The following is a 15,053-nucleotide window of genomic DNA, read 5'->3' as shown; positions in this document are numbered from 1 at the left end:
TCTTCTGTTCATTTCTTTGTGGTACAAGTGTTCCGGTTTCACATGCCAGGGAACGAATTTTTCGTAGCCAGTAGTAGTATGATTTTGTATTCACGTTGTTCTGGCTGCACCAGCCTACAACTGTCATACCACTGTTCTGGCAGTCCTGAATTATTTGAGTCCATTGCCTCCGCCTGAATTCGGTTTTGGCATCTGTGATTTTATCCATTTTCTGATAGCCTCCTCAAAATTGCTTTGGACTTTTTAGTCATTGACGAAAAACTTGAAAAAGTCTAAAGGTTCTTTGGAAGTATTATCTCAAATGAATGGTTAATGTGTAATGCGCTCTTTTATTGAGCGCTTACGCATTGTCAGCAGTATCCCATGCTAAACTTATTTTTGAATTATCGTCAGTAGCTATAAGTTTTGTTGGCTCATTACAAGAAATATCTTTATCATATATTTTAATATTGTCTAAATCCCCAAGAAGATAATGACAACTATAATCATAGTGGCAACCAATTTCCAAATTGTTATCTACAGTACTTGATAAGCGTGTATTTTTCCCTTCACTCACTAATTTTCCATCTATATAAAGCTTCATTCCATTCTCATTCGTAGTCCCATCATATGTATACACTACGTCATGCCAATTATTATCGCAAATAGAGGAAGGAGAAAGAATATAACCATCAGCTTCCCATGCCACTAAATGTCCATACGTACCATTACTAACAGCATTACCTACTGGACCAATTATTGCAATACCTGTTCCATTTGGGAGTGTACTGTTTCCATCTAAAGTATGCATTATCCACTTATGACTTATAGTTGGTAAAGGTACTTTTATTCTAAAGCATATGGTCTTTTTACCTGTAGGGATGATAGGGCTTGTAAACTTTATTACATCAATTGTTCCATTAAAACTTCTATATGTTTGACTATTTTCAGTTTTTATGTTATTTCTCGAACAAGTACCATTTATTCCTCCGCTAGCCGCCGTATCCAAAACCGTTGTTCCACTGTCATTATCAAAATTATACTCGTGAATAGGTGTAAAAGTTGTAGAGTCTGTTGCAAAAACACTTGCTTGTGTGAAAGAAAAAATACCAGCTAATACAAAAACTAAAAAAAGAAACTTAACAAAATTTTTTCTCATGACAAAACCTCCATTAATTTAATTAACCAATATTATACAGTTTTGCCTGAAGAAACAACAGTCTGATATTGAAACAAATAGTGAAGTACAATAAAAGGTTAATTAAATAACATTTAATCTCAAATTTTATAGTTTCTGTTGTGACCATACCTTGTTTTCACTTGTTTTTTATCAAAAAACATATTTCCACCTCCCTCAAAAAATCTGGTCTATGGTTACCTTTTTCTGACCCTTGTTTGCCCTATAGCTCAATAAATCAAGGTAATAAAAAAAGTCCGTCTCATCAATGTCAGTCAGCGTCCAGCCTTCTTCCATCAAGTTAAGATAGACTTCCTTCATAAATTCAGCGGGAGAAAGAGGATTGCCTATTTCTCCGCTTGAGCGTTTGGGAATTGCTCCAGCTTTGCACCCATAGTACCAACAACGCCATTAATACAAGCCATTAATGTTGGTATTAGCTTGTCTGCTTCCAATCCGTCATAAATATCATCAATGGTAAATTGCTTGTCAAATAGCTGAACTATATAATCAACCAAGTTGTCCAAATCGGCTGCCTTCATGTTATTGAAATCAACCTTTTCTGTTATTTCAATAGCTTTTCTGACTGCCCGTGCTTTAGGTGCAGGCGCTATAAAGTTCTTTCCCCCAAGAGTAATCTGCATATGCTTCCTCCCTTCTTCTTTAAGGTTTATTTTTAATATCTAATAGATTAATTTTCATATACAATTCGTTAGCGTTCGTGCTGTTGTTTTAAATTCTAAATTTAACTATAGATTCAAATCTGTAAAACGCCTAGCAATTTGTATTCATCTGTATACCTTATAAATTGTATAAAAATAGATATATGTCAATCATTCTTATACTGTAAAATTTACAATGACATTTGAAGCGAGCGGTACACCTGTAACACTCCTGACATTTTTTGTGCACACTGCAACATAGGAGCCTGCTGCCAAGCTGTCAGCTGGGTCAAGTGTAACTACGTTTTTAGCAGCATTAATGCTGAGTGTAGCAGTAATAATAGTCCCATCAACCTGCATCAGGAATATATCGCTGTCTTTTACTGCTGTCGGGTCTATTGCTCCGCTGAAGGTAAAAACTACATTGGTATCCGATGTAACTTCAGAATCACCATCGGCAGGCACCACAGCTACTGTCGGCACTGCTATGTCAGTTCCGGGGATTTTTACTGTTTTGAACCAGGTGGAATCAATGTCCGCAGGGCAATTGGGATCTGTTGTGTCAACGTGGTATTCCCAAGGGCTCTTTTGGTTTGAACCAACCGTCATTGCATATATGGTCGGTTGAAAGGTCGCCTTGATTGAAGGTGTTTGGAAATCAGGCTTACCCTCCTGCCCCTTCATGCTGTCATCGGGTAGTGTGAATTGTCCTTTGTATATTACTCCATAGCGATACCCGCCCCTTATTGTTGCTTTGTAAAGTAAGGCAACGTAAGGTGCTTCATCGCCATCTGTGGCAAAAACTCCACCCTCAGCCGCTGTATTCTGACCCAGCAAATCTGCTCTCTGTGCGCTTGTGAGGTCTTGTATACTAATGCTTACTTCAGCGCTGTCAAACACAGTCATCTGATCCCACAGCTTATTCTCTGCGTATGACTTTTCTGTATTTTGTTTTGGCTTTATACCTAATTCTTTGACACCTGGCATGTAAATCGGTGTGCCATATGTAAGTATATTTAATGTATCAGCCGTTTGTTTTGCATAATATAGATTTTCAATACCTGTTATAGGCATTTAACCAACCCTTTCTGATTTAATTTACATAAATAAAGCGCATAGCTTTATGATATATTTTAGTATCCGACTCATAATAGTCAGAGCATGCGGTGCGGCTGAAGCCTGCTGCCTCCAGTCTTTCCTTTACTTTCTCCTCTAAAGCTGTGTAATCTGCCTTTGACCAGATATCAACCTGAACATATATTCCTGTTGCAATTTCTTTGTTTTCTGCCCAGCACTCACCCTGCTCGTTATAGCAGAAGAAAGTTATATATTCTTCTTCGTTACCGGAGTATGACAGAAATTGTACTGGTATGGCTAAGGGTGACAGTGTATCAATTATCAGCTTTTTATAGTTCATAAGCCCAATGCCTCCCTCAGCTTTTGGATTATTATTTCGATTATGTTCTTTTTATTTTTCTCATATGCAGGCTGCAGAAATGGTCTTGCAGTCATTTTGGATGTACCCCACTCTAAAAACTTGGCTCGCCAGTTTGTATCCTTTCCAGGACCTACCTCAATATATCTGACTCCATCCTTTATCTTTACACCGTAAATCTTAATATCGTCCCTGATATGTCGGTGCTTAATTGAACTTACATTAACCAGGCTTTTTGCATCATTTGCTATGGGTTTAGCTGCTTCCTTTAATGTAGCCACTTCAATTTTACCAGCGGCTTTTCCCATCTCTTCAAGCCTCTTTAGCAGCTCGCCCATCCCTGTTAGTTCAAGCTCAGCCACTTGCTTTCACCTCCACTGCTTTTATCTCCATATATCTGTTCTTATACTTAATGTTGTCTATGGCTGTGATGTTGTAGTACATACCATTGAATTTTATTTTCATGGATTCATCTATACCTGGTATTGCTCTTATCTTGAACTTTACAGTATTCTCTTTTTGAACCGCAGCAGCTTCATAGTATTCTCTTCCTGAAAGATTTGCTGCCGAAGCCCAAACTGTCTTTAAAGCAATAAATTCCTCTATCTCAAAACCGTTCTCATTAACAGTAATAGTCGGCTTTAAAAATGTAATACGATGCTTCAATTCCCCAATTCCCACTATTTCACCAGCTCTCCCTTCGGTATGTGAACAGAAGCCTTGTCACTACATCCATTACTTCCTTCATATTAATAGTTTCACGCATTTCATACATGCTGGCCACAAGGTATAGAACTGCTTGCCTTACTGTTTCCGGCACTTCTGCGAATTCTGATAAAGGAAAACGGAGGACACCCTCACAAAGTTCCTCCGCTGTAGAAATAAAATTGGTGACGAGCGTATTTTCCTCATCACCATCTATTCTTAAATATATTTTTGTCTCTTCAAGTGAAACGATCATACGCTCACCGTCCTTTTGCTATTTTATGTATCTGCCATTAGTCCAGCTGACTTAAGCTTTTCTAGCAGTTGATTGAATTCTGACTTTAAGTCAGCTATTGTTGTAGCACTACTGTTTGCCTGTGCTTCTGCTGGCTTTAGTTCGGTACTGCCAATGATGAGTTTTCCCTCGGATGTTATCTCAAGGGTTCCTCTAATTACTGTTTTTTCTCCGCCCGATTCTGTGTAGTTTTTTGTATTACTCATGTTCCTCCTTTCCTTTTGTAAAACAAAATGATGATGAAGTTTTATCCTCATCACCATTTCAGCTTATAAATAATATCTTATTTTTAGTGTAGCTCCCTTACCCTTTGGAGGGGAATATATTATTTCATCAGAAGGCTTCTTCAACGAATACATCGCTTGACAGCAACTTGGCATGTTATGGTTTTTACCTGGATATCCTCCAACACTTCTGTGAACCTCACCCGATTTTATATCAATATAGCTTTCACCTCTTTTTTTAGCTTCAGTTATAAGCCGTTCTATTTCTTTTCTAAAAGTATCTACAGTCATACGCATCTACCTTCCTTATTTTAACACAACTAGTTCACTACCATTATATCATAGTGAATAACCAGTGAATCAGAATTAAAAATGTGTTGAGATTCTATTTGAATTTTACGTCTTTTTACATTAATTATTTCACCTACGCCTTCATTTGAAGCACTTTTATTGACTCTGGAAGGACAAGCTTTCCATCAACTCTCTGCATTGCCTTAAAGCCTATCTGCCCTGTAGCTGCAAACAGTTCATTCAATCTCTGAAATGATCTTCCCTGTCTGTCGGCTATCCAGTAGTAGCTAAAGTCCCCAAAAGCAATAGGCTTAGCACCTGAAGAAAGTGCAGGTACATAAGCAGATGTCCTTATTGGCTTGTTTAGGATTGTGTCTGGTGCGTTTGCTGTTATTGATGGTTGCCACAAGTAGTCACCATTCCCATTTTTGAGCTTTCTGATTGCCTTTACTGTTGAATCATTCATTATGAATACTGCATTTTTTCTGTAAGGTGATTTCAAGCTGTAGTAAAGGTCTATAACCTCATCCGCTGTAATCGCTGTTGAACCTGCCGCTGACACACCTAGCTGCGCACCACCTGTTGCATTTAATATTCCTGTTGGTTTGCCAACTCCATCACCGATAATAAAGGCTTCTTCCTCCCTTGCACCTATTCTTCTTGCAAATTCCTTTGCAATATATTTCTCAAGATTAAACACACTGTCGTTGAGAAGCTCTTCCGAAACCTTTAGCATTGTTACCAGCTTGTATGCCCCGATTGAAATCAGTCCGAAGGAATCATCTGATTCAGGGATGTTACCTTCCTCCTCAACCCATGAAGCAGTTCCCTTGGAAGCCACAATAGGAATTTTCTTATCGCCAGAGGAAGTATTCATAATATTTGCTATCTGTCTAAATATATTTTCTTCCTCAAGACTCTCAATAAGAGTTCTTTCAAACTCATCAGGTGCAAGCACTCCTCCTTCAGAATCAGTTCCAACCTGAAGGGCATTATGTACTTCGAAGCTGTTTTTGTTTCGCATCAACTTCCAAAACGCATCTTTGTATTCGTTTATAGCTCTTGGACTGATTTTACTTTTACCCTCTTCAAGGCTTGCATTTGGCGCAGACTTTATTGCACTTGAGGTTTGTTTTGACAGTTCCAAATCAAGAACAGCTTGTCTTTCCAAACGTTCTATTTCCTTACCAAGATTTACAACATCAGCTTCCATCTTCTCATACTGCTCTGTATCCTCTGCAGACAATAAGCCGCTTTCACCTCTTTTACTATCAAGAAAAGCCTTTGTACTGTCCCATAGCTTTGCACGTTTCTCACGAAGCTCTAATATTTTGTTCATTATGTAGTCCTCCAAAAATTTAATATTTTATTTTAAAAGCTCAAGCCTTTTTAACAGCTGTTCATGTGGTGTTCCTGTTTCAACTACAGGCTGTGTCTGCTTAGCCTTTGGCAGCTTGTTTAAAAATGAATTAACTATCGCCATTTTGCTGAATATGACACCATCATCAGAAGGCTGTTGTTCACTTTCTCGTTGAAAAAGCATTCCGTCTGCAAAGCCTAGTTCCACTGCTTTTTTTGCATTAAACCAGCTTTCTACATCCATAAGTTTGGACAGCTTTGACCTTGACATTCCTGTCTTAAGTTCGTAGGCATTTATGATGCTTTCCTTAACTTCCGAAAGCATATCAATGCCGCTTTGAAGATCTGCAGCCTCACCAAAAATAGCAACTGAAGGATTATGAATCATCAGCATTGACACTGGTGACATCAAAACCTCGCTACCTGCCATGGCAATAACTGAGGCTGCGCTTGCCGCAATTCCATCAATTTTCACAGTGACCTTTCCTTTGTATTCCATCAGCATATTGTAAATCTGACTGGCACAAAAAACATCACCACCCGGAGAGTTAATCCAAATGGTGATGTCACCGCTTCCATTCATTAATTCACTTTTAAACTGTTTAGGTGTTACTTCATCTCCGTACCAAGTTTCCTCTGCTATCGCACCTTCAAGGTAAAGAGTTCTGCTGGTGTCCTCGTTTTTTACCCAATTCCAAAATTTCTTGCTCATTTGCCTCTCCTCTCACATAAATTGCATAAAAAAAACATACTCACCAAACAGTTCTCTTACTTTTTGGCTGTATGCTTTGACAATCTAAAACCATTTTTCTTTTATAAACTTCAATCAAGTTTAGTATTTTCACCACCTTTATTATATTTTTCAGTCCAAGCTCCCGCATTAGACATATCAACAAAATTTCCATTAACCAGATATTTGTTTCCTCCTAACTCGTCTGGTATTAGATTCATCTCCTCCAATTCTCTGATATCATTTGCGGACATGATTCCGTTTTGACGCATTATTTGATAAAAAGCTGCTCTAGATGCTGCATCTCCACGTAATCTTCCATTTAAATTGAATTTCACAAAGTACATTTTTTTCTCACTATCAGAAAATAATGCTCTTTGCATGGATTGCTCAATCCTTGAAACCCAAGGAATTATTGTATTGTCAATGAAGCTAATGGATTGATGCTCTATGTTGCTAAACGTGGCTTTTTCTAAGTCTGCTACTAAATGAGGAGGTACTCTGAAAATCCTGCATATTTCCTCAATTTGAAACTTGCGTGTCTCTAAAAACTGAGCTTCATTTGGTGGAATCCCTATAGAAGTAAATTTCATGCCCTCTTCTAAGACTGCTATTCGGTGAGCATTTGAGCTTCCCTGGTACACAGCATTCCAGCTTTCCCTAACCCTTGCTGGGTCTTTTACTACACCCGGATGCTCAAGCACACCTCCCGGATTTGCTCCATTAGCAAAGAATTTAGCTCCATATTCCTCAGTTGCTATTGCCATTCCAACCGCATTTTTAGCCATTGCAATCGGTGAGTAGCCGATAAGACCGTCAAAGCCCAGCCCTGGAATGTGCAGTACTTCATAGTTTCTGAGATAATATATCTGACCGTCCTTGTTGTAGATGTAATAAATTTCACCACTATCATTCATGGTCACCATCATCCTGTCCGGCAGCAGCGGATAAAGAGCAATTACTCTGCCCCTACCATCCCTAATTATTTGTGAATAGGAATTCCCCCATAAAAGTAAATGACCCATCAGTGTTTCTCTGAACACAAATGAAGTCATCTCAGGGTTGGGTGCATCATGGAGAAGATAGTAAAGCGGATGCTCCAAGGCTTTATCCTTTCCTCTGTCAGTGTATTTATATGTATGAAGTGGCAGCGAGGCTATTGTCTCTGCAAGTATTCTGACACATGCATAAACTGCAGTTGTCTGCATTGCTGTGCGTTCATTTACTATCTTTCCACTTGAACTGTTTCCAAAAAGGAAACTGTACGTGCTTCCCCAAAAGCTGTTCTTTGGACTGGCTCTTGGCTGAAAAAATCTTGATATTAGTGGTAGTTTCAATGTTTTCCTCCTTAAAAATGGGTATAAAAAAAGCACCTGAGGTTAGCAGATGCTTGATGTAATTCTTATATTCAGTATTTTCAAATTATTGCATTCAAATTGGTAGCAAGCGTAATAAAACATCCTAATCCGAATTTAAACTTTTATTTTTCCTATACTAAGTAACTGACATCTATTAGGAAACCATAGGTTCCAACGGTATCTGATTTTATATCCATACTCTTTAATATCTATTGCCTCGGGGTCAGTGGATTTAAATACATCCTCACTACATTCAATTTTTAAATCTTTATATGATACTAAGATGTAATATTTCTGTGCTTCCTCCACTGTATCAAAATATGGATAGTTTATAATTTGGGCATTAGCAATTATCATCTCATCTACTCGATTGTCAGGTGGTAATATTCTGATTAGGAATATTACCAATATCATAGCTAGAATTGATAACATAATTTTCATTGAAACCTTCGCTCTTTTTTTATATGCTTGAAAACCCTTTTCAAAGTTTAAGTCATCGCAAACAAATCTTAGCCCACTAAAATAAAATAGCGCTGGAATCAAAATAACCAATAGTAATGGTAACCCTTTAAGTAATCCGATTTCAATATCAATAATAATGCTTTCATAAATCATTCCAATAATGATAAGTATACTAACTACTACAAAAAACCAGCCACACCACCTTATGGGGCTGTATGCCTTTTTTATATCACTTTCAGTAAAATCATAACATTCTTTTTCTATTATTTCTTTTTCGGTGTTCATGTTTACATCCTTTTCTGTGCTTTAATGGCTTTTAACCAAAAAGATTACTTTGACCTTACAAATTCTTATAATCTATACATCATATTTTTCTCTTATGCTTTTTAATGAAGCTTCCCCATCAATCACTTTTCCTTCCTTAATTTGTTTCTCGGCTTCAATAAGCTTGCTATGGGCATCAAGCATGAACATTTTTTCTCCATCATATATTTTCATGCTCATAATCAAATATCTCCATTACCATTCTTTGTTATTAAGTCATAACATTCAACACATTCTGTTCCTTGCAAAATAATTATACCTTTGCTTTAATTGTCTTATTTTTGCATAAGGTAATTGTCTACAATCCTTTTTATATCGGGGTGATCTTTATCATCCTGTATAAGATAGTCAACAAAAAAATTCTCAACATCCTCATCTTTCCCATTTGCAACCAATTCATAAATTTTATTCCAAACAGTAACAAAGAAATAGTTTCTGCAAAAATAAAATGCCATTTCTTTAAACCGAGGACTTCTTAAATGGTATAAAGCCATTGAAATATTTAAACCATCTTTATCAGATAAAGTCTCTTCATTTTTCAATATACGATTCAATCTTTCATCTGATATGCCTCCAGCCCATTCTATTCTTGCAACAGTCAATACATCAGGGAAAGACTTTTCTGCTTCTAATATTTCCTGAGGCCAGTTATAATTCTCGTCAAAGTCATTATTCTTTAAAGTTAAATACTTTATTGTATCTTCTTTTTTAAGTCTGTTTGTTTTCCATAATCGCATAACTTCAGTTATAGGTGTAAGTAACTCATCTTCACTCAAGGTTATACCGTTTATTGATATTCCACCCTTAGTTTTTTGCTTTTTATTAGCTTCCCATGCTGAACCTGCTGGGATTATTACAAGTGCTTTGACCTTTTTCTTATCAAGTGCAGCAGCTACTGCTTTATGGTGACCATCAAGCAAAGCACATAGGTATCCATCCAAATGATAAGCAATTGCCCTATAGCCATCGTTTTTTCTATAAAATTCGGCCTGTTGTGGATTATAGTGGCTTGGTGGCTGTGTTGGCAATATATAGTATGGAATTCCCGTACTCCAAAGACCATCTCCACCATAAATGGGGCAAGAAGCTTTATTATAAGTTGGGATATTATTTAGTTTCCAAAAGAATTCCCCATTGCCATTGGTAGGACACAGTTCGGTATCAACAAGTGCATAATATCCTGTTGGCATAAGTCCTAAAAGAGGTTTGAGATTCTCAAGTGACTGCTCTAAGGATATAAACTTTTGGTTAAGTATATCTCTCATTTGAGATATCACTTGCTGATCACTCATATTCAATCCATATCCAGCTGCAACAAGCTTTTCACATGTTGGACAAAAATATGGTCCATCCCCATGGAATTTTATCAACGGAGTATCTCCATAAACCAAAGTGGCTAATGCATCATTTTCTAAATACCCATACTTATTAGACAATAGGGCTTTTCCATTTTTAATATAGAAAACCACTCCGTTGCCGCCCCAATCAGATTGATAATTATTGATTGATTTTATTGTAATTAAGTCCATATCAGACCTGTTAAATAAATTACGAAACATACTATTCCTCCAAAACCAAGGTAATTTCATCAGTAAAATTATACCATAACTAATACAATCACAACACTAATATCCCCCTTTCATCATAGACACTTCCCTTGTTCTCATTCCTTATTGCTCTATCCAAAGCCATTATAAGAGCAACAGCACCATCAATACGCTCGGTTGATTTCTCTTTGTCAGGTTTAATGTTCCCCGCTGGGTCAGTCTTTACATAGATATTATCCATCATCCACCTAAGAACTGGGTTTCCTCCGTGTGCTATCCTCTTTTCCAGAGTTAGCTTCATTAATTCCTTTGAAGACGGTGACATATCCTTATAGCCTTGTCCGAAAGGTATTACAGTAAAGCCCATTCCCTCAAGGTTCTGTACCATTTGAACTGCTCCCCAGCGGTCAAAGGCAATTTCTTTTATATTATACTTAGTTCCAAGCTCCTCTATAAAAGTTTCTATGTAGCCATAATGAATAACATTGCCTTCTGTAGTTTTTATAAAGCCTTGCTGCTTCCATATGTCATATGGAACATGATCTCTTCTAACTCTTAGTTTGAGATTATCGTGAGGTATCCAGAAGTATGGCAGCACTATATATTTTTCATCAGCTGTTATTGGTGGAAATACCAAAACAAATGCTGTAATATCTGTTGTGCTTGAAAGGTCAAGACCTGCATAGCATTCCCTACCTCTCAGAGCTTCAAGGTTTACTTTGAATGCGCACTCATCCCATTTGTCCATTGGCATCCAGCGGGTAGACTGCTTTACCCACTGGTTAAGCCTTAACTGCCGAAATATATTCTCTTCGGCTGGATTTTCTTTAGCACTGAGGTATGCATTCCTTACTTTTTCAATGCCAATGGTGTGTCCAAGTGAGGGATTAGCCTTATACCAATTCTTTTCATCACCCCAAGCATCATTATCTCTAATCCCATAAATTACAGGATAATAGGTAGTGTCAATTTTTCTTCCATCAATAATGTCCTGTGCTTTTTGGTGCTGCTCATAGCATATTGAGTTTCTATCTGTACCTGCTGTAGTAATCAAAAAAAATAGTGGTTGAAGTCTTGCATCACCGCTACCTTTGGTCATTACGTCAAATAAGTCCCTATTCGGCTGTGCATGTAGTTCATCAAAGACAACTGCGTGAACGTTAAGTCCATGTTTAGTATAGGCTTCAGCGGAAAGCACTTGATAAAAGCTATTTGTTGGCTTATATACCAGACGTTTTACAGACATTATCGGCTTTATTCTTTTTTTTAGAGCAGGACACTGGTCAACCATATCTACTGCAACATCAAATACAATGGATGCCTGTTGCCTGTCAGAAGCACAGCCATATACTTCAGCGCCCCATTCACCATCACCGCATGTCATGTATAAAGCAACTCCGGCAGCAAGCTCACTCTTTCCATTCTTTTTAGGTATTTCCACATAAGCCGTGTTGTACTGCCTATAACCGTTATTTTTTACTGTTCCAAATACATCACAAATAATTTTATTCTGCCATGGTAGTAAATCAAATGGAACACCTTTCCACTGACCTTTTGTATGCTTTAAGCAATTAATAAAATTAATAGCTCTCTGTGCTTTTTCTTCATCATACACTCTTCTTACCCCCACTTAGTAGGATAAGTTCCATAGGATCATCTATATCTTGCTGAACATTATCAGCAGCTATTCTGCTTCTGGCAGATGGTGTCATACCAAACTGCTCACAGAATCTATTCATTATTTTAAGGTAAGTTTGGGCGATTGATACCTGTGGCACCTGCTGCCAATATCCTGATGGAGTTTTTACAATCGTTCCGTGCTTTGTAATAAACTCCTCTGCTTCTTTCCATCTTGCATATGCCTGACAGTAGCCTGCAAATGCCGCCATATCAACTTCTGTAAGTATGCCAAGCTGTTCAAGCTGTTTTACTGTTCTTCGCCACTCTTTTTTTGCTTCATTATCTAACCAAGAAGGACATTTCGGAGCCTTCTTATCAGGCTTTGGTTCTGTTTTGTTTAACTTCCTTTTGCCTGGGTTGCCTTCAAGCTCCTTTATTGCCGTAGGCCTTGGCTTTCTTCCTCTCTGTGCCACAGATATCACCTCCAATCTGCTATATTTTTTTTAATACAAAAAAGGAAGCCTCTTTTGAGACTTCCCTACTATTTGATATAATTCTATTTTTCTATAACCTGCAATATTTCATTGCATCTTACAAACATATCTATTACTTTTTTTGCTTTTGCCTTTGGTTTGATAAGAGTACTTACCTTACTACCTGAACTTATAATGAGTAATCCTATTCCAGATCTTCTAAGCTTTTTTTCGAAATCAATTTTATGCTCTTTACTAAGTTTATTATACACATCTATAGAAAGAGCAATCCATTTTTCATTTCCAGGATAATTATTAATTTGACTTACAACGCCTATATACCTGTAATAAGTAAATCTAAATGTAAATAACCAATATAAAAATGTGCCTACAACTAGTCCTACTGCAGCTAAAATTATACGAGACCATAGCATAAGCGGCACCACAAATCCAATAATTAGTGATATTATTGTACCAAATAATACCCCATGAACAAACCACCTACTATCTCCATCCACAGGGAAAAGACTACCCAATGTCCGACATGATTTTGCTTCTACAACTGCAACAAAAATATCATTTTTACCGTTTTTTAAAGCAATAAGACCATCAGGTCTTTTAAAGCTCTTTTTCACACATAGTTCTTTTCCTGCAAATATATCGTTATTATTATAAAGTTTACAATAATAGTCTTTAAGATACTCAACTGCTACATCTTTAACATAACTTTCGTTTAGTTTTCCCCTAGGCATTTTAATCTCCATCTGTCTTATTAAGGAATATTATACCATATTATAGATATTTGTGTAACCTTATTTGTTTTTCATGATAGTGTACCTATTTACTTAAAAAAACTCACAGTATCAGTTTCATTTCTGTTTTCAGCAATCGCCTCCCTCAATTTTATTAAAGGTAGCTTGTTGTCCAGATAGCCCTGCCATATTGTATTTATGTAGTGACCCGATGGCTCTGCTAATAGCTGCTCATACTGCTTTGACATTACATATACCATTGCTTTAATAGTACCGTCCTTTGTTGTAATTTCGACTTCTTCCTTCACATACAACTTTGGATATCCCTCATAAATATCAAGTGCTTTTTCACATTCAGCAGTTATCTCCCACAAAACTATGGGTACTGTGCTTCCCTGTCTTTTTTCAATATTTGCAACACCATTGTTTATGCCTCTGAAGGTCAATCTGTAATTTTTTAATTTTCCTGTTCCTATAACCTTGGCATTAGGACATCTATGGCTCATTTGTTTAAGATTCATATTTGAACCGTAAGCCCCATATATTTTGGTTTCATTTATCATAGTATAAATGCTCCTCTTCGTTTTTGATTTGGGCTGTGAGGGCTTTGTCTGCCCCCACAAGCCCATGCTTACCTTCAAGCGGCATTACGCCAAGCCGAGTTTCCGCTCAGACTTGCAAGGAAGTGATGTCTGCAGGTTTCAAATTCCTCACCGATAAGTCCCAGCCTAAGCATCCAGCAGCGGAAGGTGTACTTTTCGTTGTCGGTATAGGTTCTTCTTGCACTTGCAGACTTTTGGCTGATTGCCTGATGGCTTACCGCAAGGCAGAACTGTATGTATGCCTTAATCTTTCCTGCATGGGTTGTCCCATTAAAAAGTCTGAATTCAACCGTTCCCTTATCAAAAACGCTGTGAAGGTTAAGCCCATGGTATCTGCTGTTATGATAGTGTCTGCTTCTGTTCTCCTGTCCGAAACCTGAGTACCAAATGTCTGCCAAAGCTTCCAAGGTCTTAGGCTTTTTCTTGTTTATCGTTGTTATTAGGTTTTCGTTTACCTTTTTGCAGTACCTTAATCTTGCAGGGTCTATATCCAAGCTTTTATATAGTAAATCCTCCTTGCTTGCCATAAGGTTGATTAGGTTTTTCAAGCTCAGTGGTGTGTGATTTTTTGCATCTATGTGAATGTGTATTCCGCATTGGTATTTGCTGTCGCTAAGTGCTCCCGCGTGTCTTAGCTGTCTCACCAGCTCTTGAAGTGTTTCAATGTCCTCGTAGGTTAGAATTGGGCTTACCAGCTCCACACTGTAATCCCTGTCCGCTGTAACAATCCTGCCGTATTCTTTTTTGTGGGGTAAAATGCTCGCATCGCTCACAAATTTCCAACCTCTGCTTTTAGAATCTATAACTTTGTACTCATCGTAAGTGCCACCTTTGTTTTCAAGCCTTGCCCCCGCTCCGAAAAATTTTACCGCAATCTCTGCAGCCTTTGCCCTTGTTATCCCTGTCATTTCAATTTCAATTCCGAATCTCTGTGTTTTCATTGTAATTTGCCCCTTCCAAAGTAAATATTTCCCTTTTATTAGTGTACATATTAGCTCTGAAAGAGGCTTATATCCAGTTAATTAAGAGCATATTATCAACAAATAACACAGCGGTTT

Annotated in this window: 21 protein-coding genes; all 21 read right to left on the bottom strand. The window is 37.5% G+C overall.

All coding sequences use genetic code 11. From position 1 onward, the window contains the following. The coding region (tnpA, locus tag LY28_RS17950; RefSeq protein ID WP_422785021.1) for an IS66 family insertion sequence element accessory protein TnpA at window positions 1–208 on the bottom strand (208 nt) is incomplete at its 3' end. A 132-nt stretch (window positions 209–340) separates the two neighbouring features. Continuing rightward, complete coding sequence (locus tag LY28_RS17945; RefSeq protein ID WP_110463550.1) at window positions 341–1,138, bottom strand: LamG-like jellyroll fold domain-containing protein; 798 nt, start codon at window positions 1,136–1,138, stop codon at window positions 341–343. 365 nt (window positions 1,139–1,503) lie between these two features. After that, window positions 1,504–1,830, bottom strand: coding sequence for a phage tail assembly chaperone G (gene gpG, locus LY28_RS17940; RefSeq protein ID WP_422785022.1), 327 nt, complete (start codon window positions 1,828–1,830; stop codon window positions 1,504–1,506). Window positions 1,831–1,995: 165 nt separating this feature from the next. Continuing rightward, window positions 1,996–2,892, bottom strand: coding sequence for a major tail protein (locus LY28_RS17935; RefSeq protein WP_110463548.1), 897 nt, complete (start codon window positions 2,890–2,892; stop codon window positions 1,996–1,998). A gap of 19 nt (window positions 2,893–2,911) precedes the next feature. Further along, window positions 2,912–3,235 carry a hypothetical protein gene (locus LY28_RS17930; RefSeq protein ID WP_110463547.1) on the bottom strand — a complete coding sequence of 108 codons (324 nt, stop codon included), beginning with the start codon at window positions 3,233–3,235 and terminating at the stop codon, window positions 2,912–2,914. After that, window positions 3,232–3,615: an HK97-gp10 family putative phage morphogenesis protein gene (locus LY28_RS17925; RefSeq protein WP_242981408.1), complete on the bottom strand. Its 384-nt coding sequence runs from the start codon at window positions 3,613–3,615 to the stop codon at window positions 3,232–3,234. Before LY28_RS17925 ends, LY28_RS17930 begins: the two co-directional genes overlap by 4 nt. Then, window positions 3,608–3,934 carry a phage head closure protein gene (locus tag LY28_RS17920; RefSeq protein ID WP_110463546.1) on the bottom strand — a complete coding sequence of 109 codons (327 nt, stop codon included), beginning with the start codon at window positions 3,932–3,934 and terminating at the stop codon, window positions 3,608–3,610. The genes LY28_RS17925 and LY28_RS17920 overlap by 8 nt, the downstream gene beginning before the upstream one ends. 4 nt (window positions 3,935–3,938) lie before the next feature. Continuing rightward, complete coding sequence (locus LY28_RS17915) at window positions 3,939–4,214, bottom strand: head-tail connector protein (protein ID WP_110463545.1); 276 nt, start codon at window positions 4,212–4,214, stop codon at window positions 3,939–3,941. Window positions 4,215–4,237: 23 nt separating this feature from the next. Beyond that, window positions 4,238–4,459, bottom strand: coding sequence for a Head fiber protein (locus LY28_RS17910; protein WP_110463544.1), 222 nt, complete (start codon window positions 4,457–4,459; stop codon window positions 4,238–4,240). Window positions 4,460–4,522: 63 nt separating this feature from the next. Beyond that, a complete protein-coding gene (locus LY28_RS17905) occupies window positions 4,523–4,768 on the bottom strand; it encodes an HNH endonuclease (protein WP_110463543.1) in 246 nt (81 codons plus the stop codon). 133 nt (window positions 4,769–4,901) lie between these two features. Next, window positions 4,902–6,107 (bottom strand): phage major capsid protein, encoded by a 1,206-nt coding sequence (locus tag LY28_RS17900; protein ID WP_110463542.1) that lies wholly within the window; start codon window positions 6,105–6,107, stop codon window positions 4,902–4,904. A gap of 27 nt (window positions 6,108–6,134) precedes the next feature. Then, window positions 6,135–6,839 carry a head maturation protease, ClpP-related gene (locus tag LY28_RS17895; RefSeq protein ID WP_110463541.1) on the bottom strand — a complete coding sequence of 235 codons (705 nt, stop codon included), beginning with the start codon at window positions 6,837–6,839 and terminating at the stop codon, window positions 6,135–6,137. A gap of 110 nt (window positions 6,840–6,949) precedes the next feature. Continuing rightward, window positions 6,950–8,194, bottom strand: a complete 1,245-nt coding sequence (locus LY28_RS17890; RefSeq protein ID WP_110463540.1) for a phage portal protein — start codon at window positions 8,192–8,194, stop codon at window positions 6,950–6,952. Window positions 8,195–8,329: 135 nt separating this feature from the next. After that, on the bottom strand, window positions 8,330–8,962 hold the full coding sequence (locus LY28_RS17885) for a hypothetical protein (protein WP_110463539.1): 633 nt from the start codon (window positions 8,960–8,962) through the stop codon (window positions 8,330–8,332). Between the two features lie 72 nt (window positions 8,963–9,034). Then, a complete protein-coding gene (locus LY28_RS17880; RefSeq protein ID WP_207658138.1) occupies window positions 9,035–9,181 on the bottom strand; it encodes a hypothetical protein in 147 nt (48 codons plus the stop codon). A gap of 95 nt (window positions 9,182–9,276) precedes the next feature. Then, window positions 9,277–10,560, bottom strand: coding sequence for a hypothetical protein (locus LY28_RS17875; protein WP_110463538.1), 1,284 nt, complete (start codon window positions 10,558–10,560; stop codon window positions 9,277–9,279). 58 nt (window positions 10,561–10,618) lie between these two features. Then, the gene (locus LY28_RS17870) at window positions 10,619–12,163 is read right to left on the bottom strand and encodes a terminase large subunit (RefSeq protein WP_110463537.1); all 1,545 of its coding nucleotides are present in this window, start codon (window positions 12,161–12,163) and stop codon (window positions 10,619–10,621) included. Beyond that, window positions 12,156–12,641, bottom strand: a complete 486-nt coding sequence (locus LY28_RS17865) for a phage terminase small subunit P27 family (RefSeq protein WP_110463536.1) — start codon at window positions 12,639–12,641, stop codon at window positions 12,156–12,158. Before LY28_RS17865 ends, LY28_RS17870 begins: the two co-directional genes overlap by 8 nt. 83 nt (window positions 12,642–12,724) lie before the next feature. After that, the gene (locus tag LY28_RS17860) at window positions 12,725–13,393 is read right to left on the bottom strand and encodes a hypothetical protein (RefSeq protein WP_110463535.1); all 669 of its coding nucleotides are present in this window, start codon (window positions 13,391–13,393) and stop codon (window positions 12,725–12,727) included. Window positions 13,394–13,482: 89 nt separating this feature from the next. Continuing rightward, window positions 13,483–13,956 (bottom strand): gamma-glutamylcyclotransferase family protein, encoded by a 474-nt coding sequence (locus LY28_RS17855; RefSeq protein WP_110463552.1) that lies wholly within the window; start codon window positions 13,954–13,956, stop codon window positions 13,483–13,485. Window positions 13,957–14,030: 74 nt separating this feature from the next. Next, window positions 14,031–14,936, bottom strand: coding sequence for an amidoligase family protein (locus LY28_RS17850; RefSeq protein WP_110463534.1), 906 nt, complete (start codon window positions 14,934–14,936; stop codon window positions 14,031–14,033). Window positions 14,937–15,053: the final 117 nt, after the last annotated feature.

Origin of the sequence: Ruminiclostridium sufflavum DSM 19573, assembly GCF_003208175.1 — a bacterium.
Lineage (GTDB): Bacteria > Bacillota > Clostridia > Acetivibrionales > DSM-1351 > Ruminiclostridium > Ruminiclostridium sufflavum.
The sequence above is the reverse complement of the archived record's forward strand: the minus strand, read 5'-3'. Positions and strand labels throughout refer to the sequence as shown.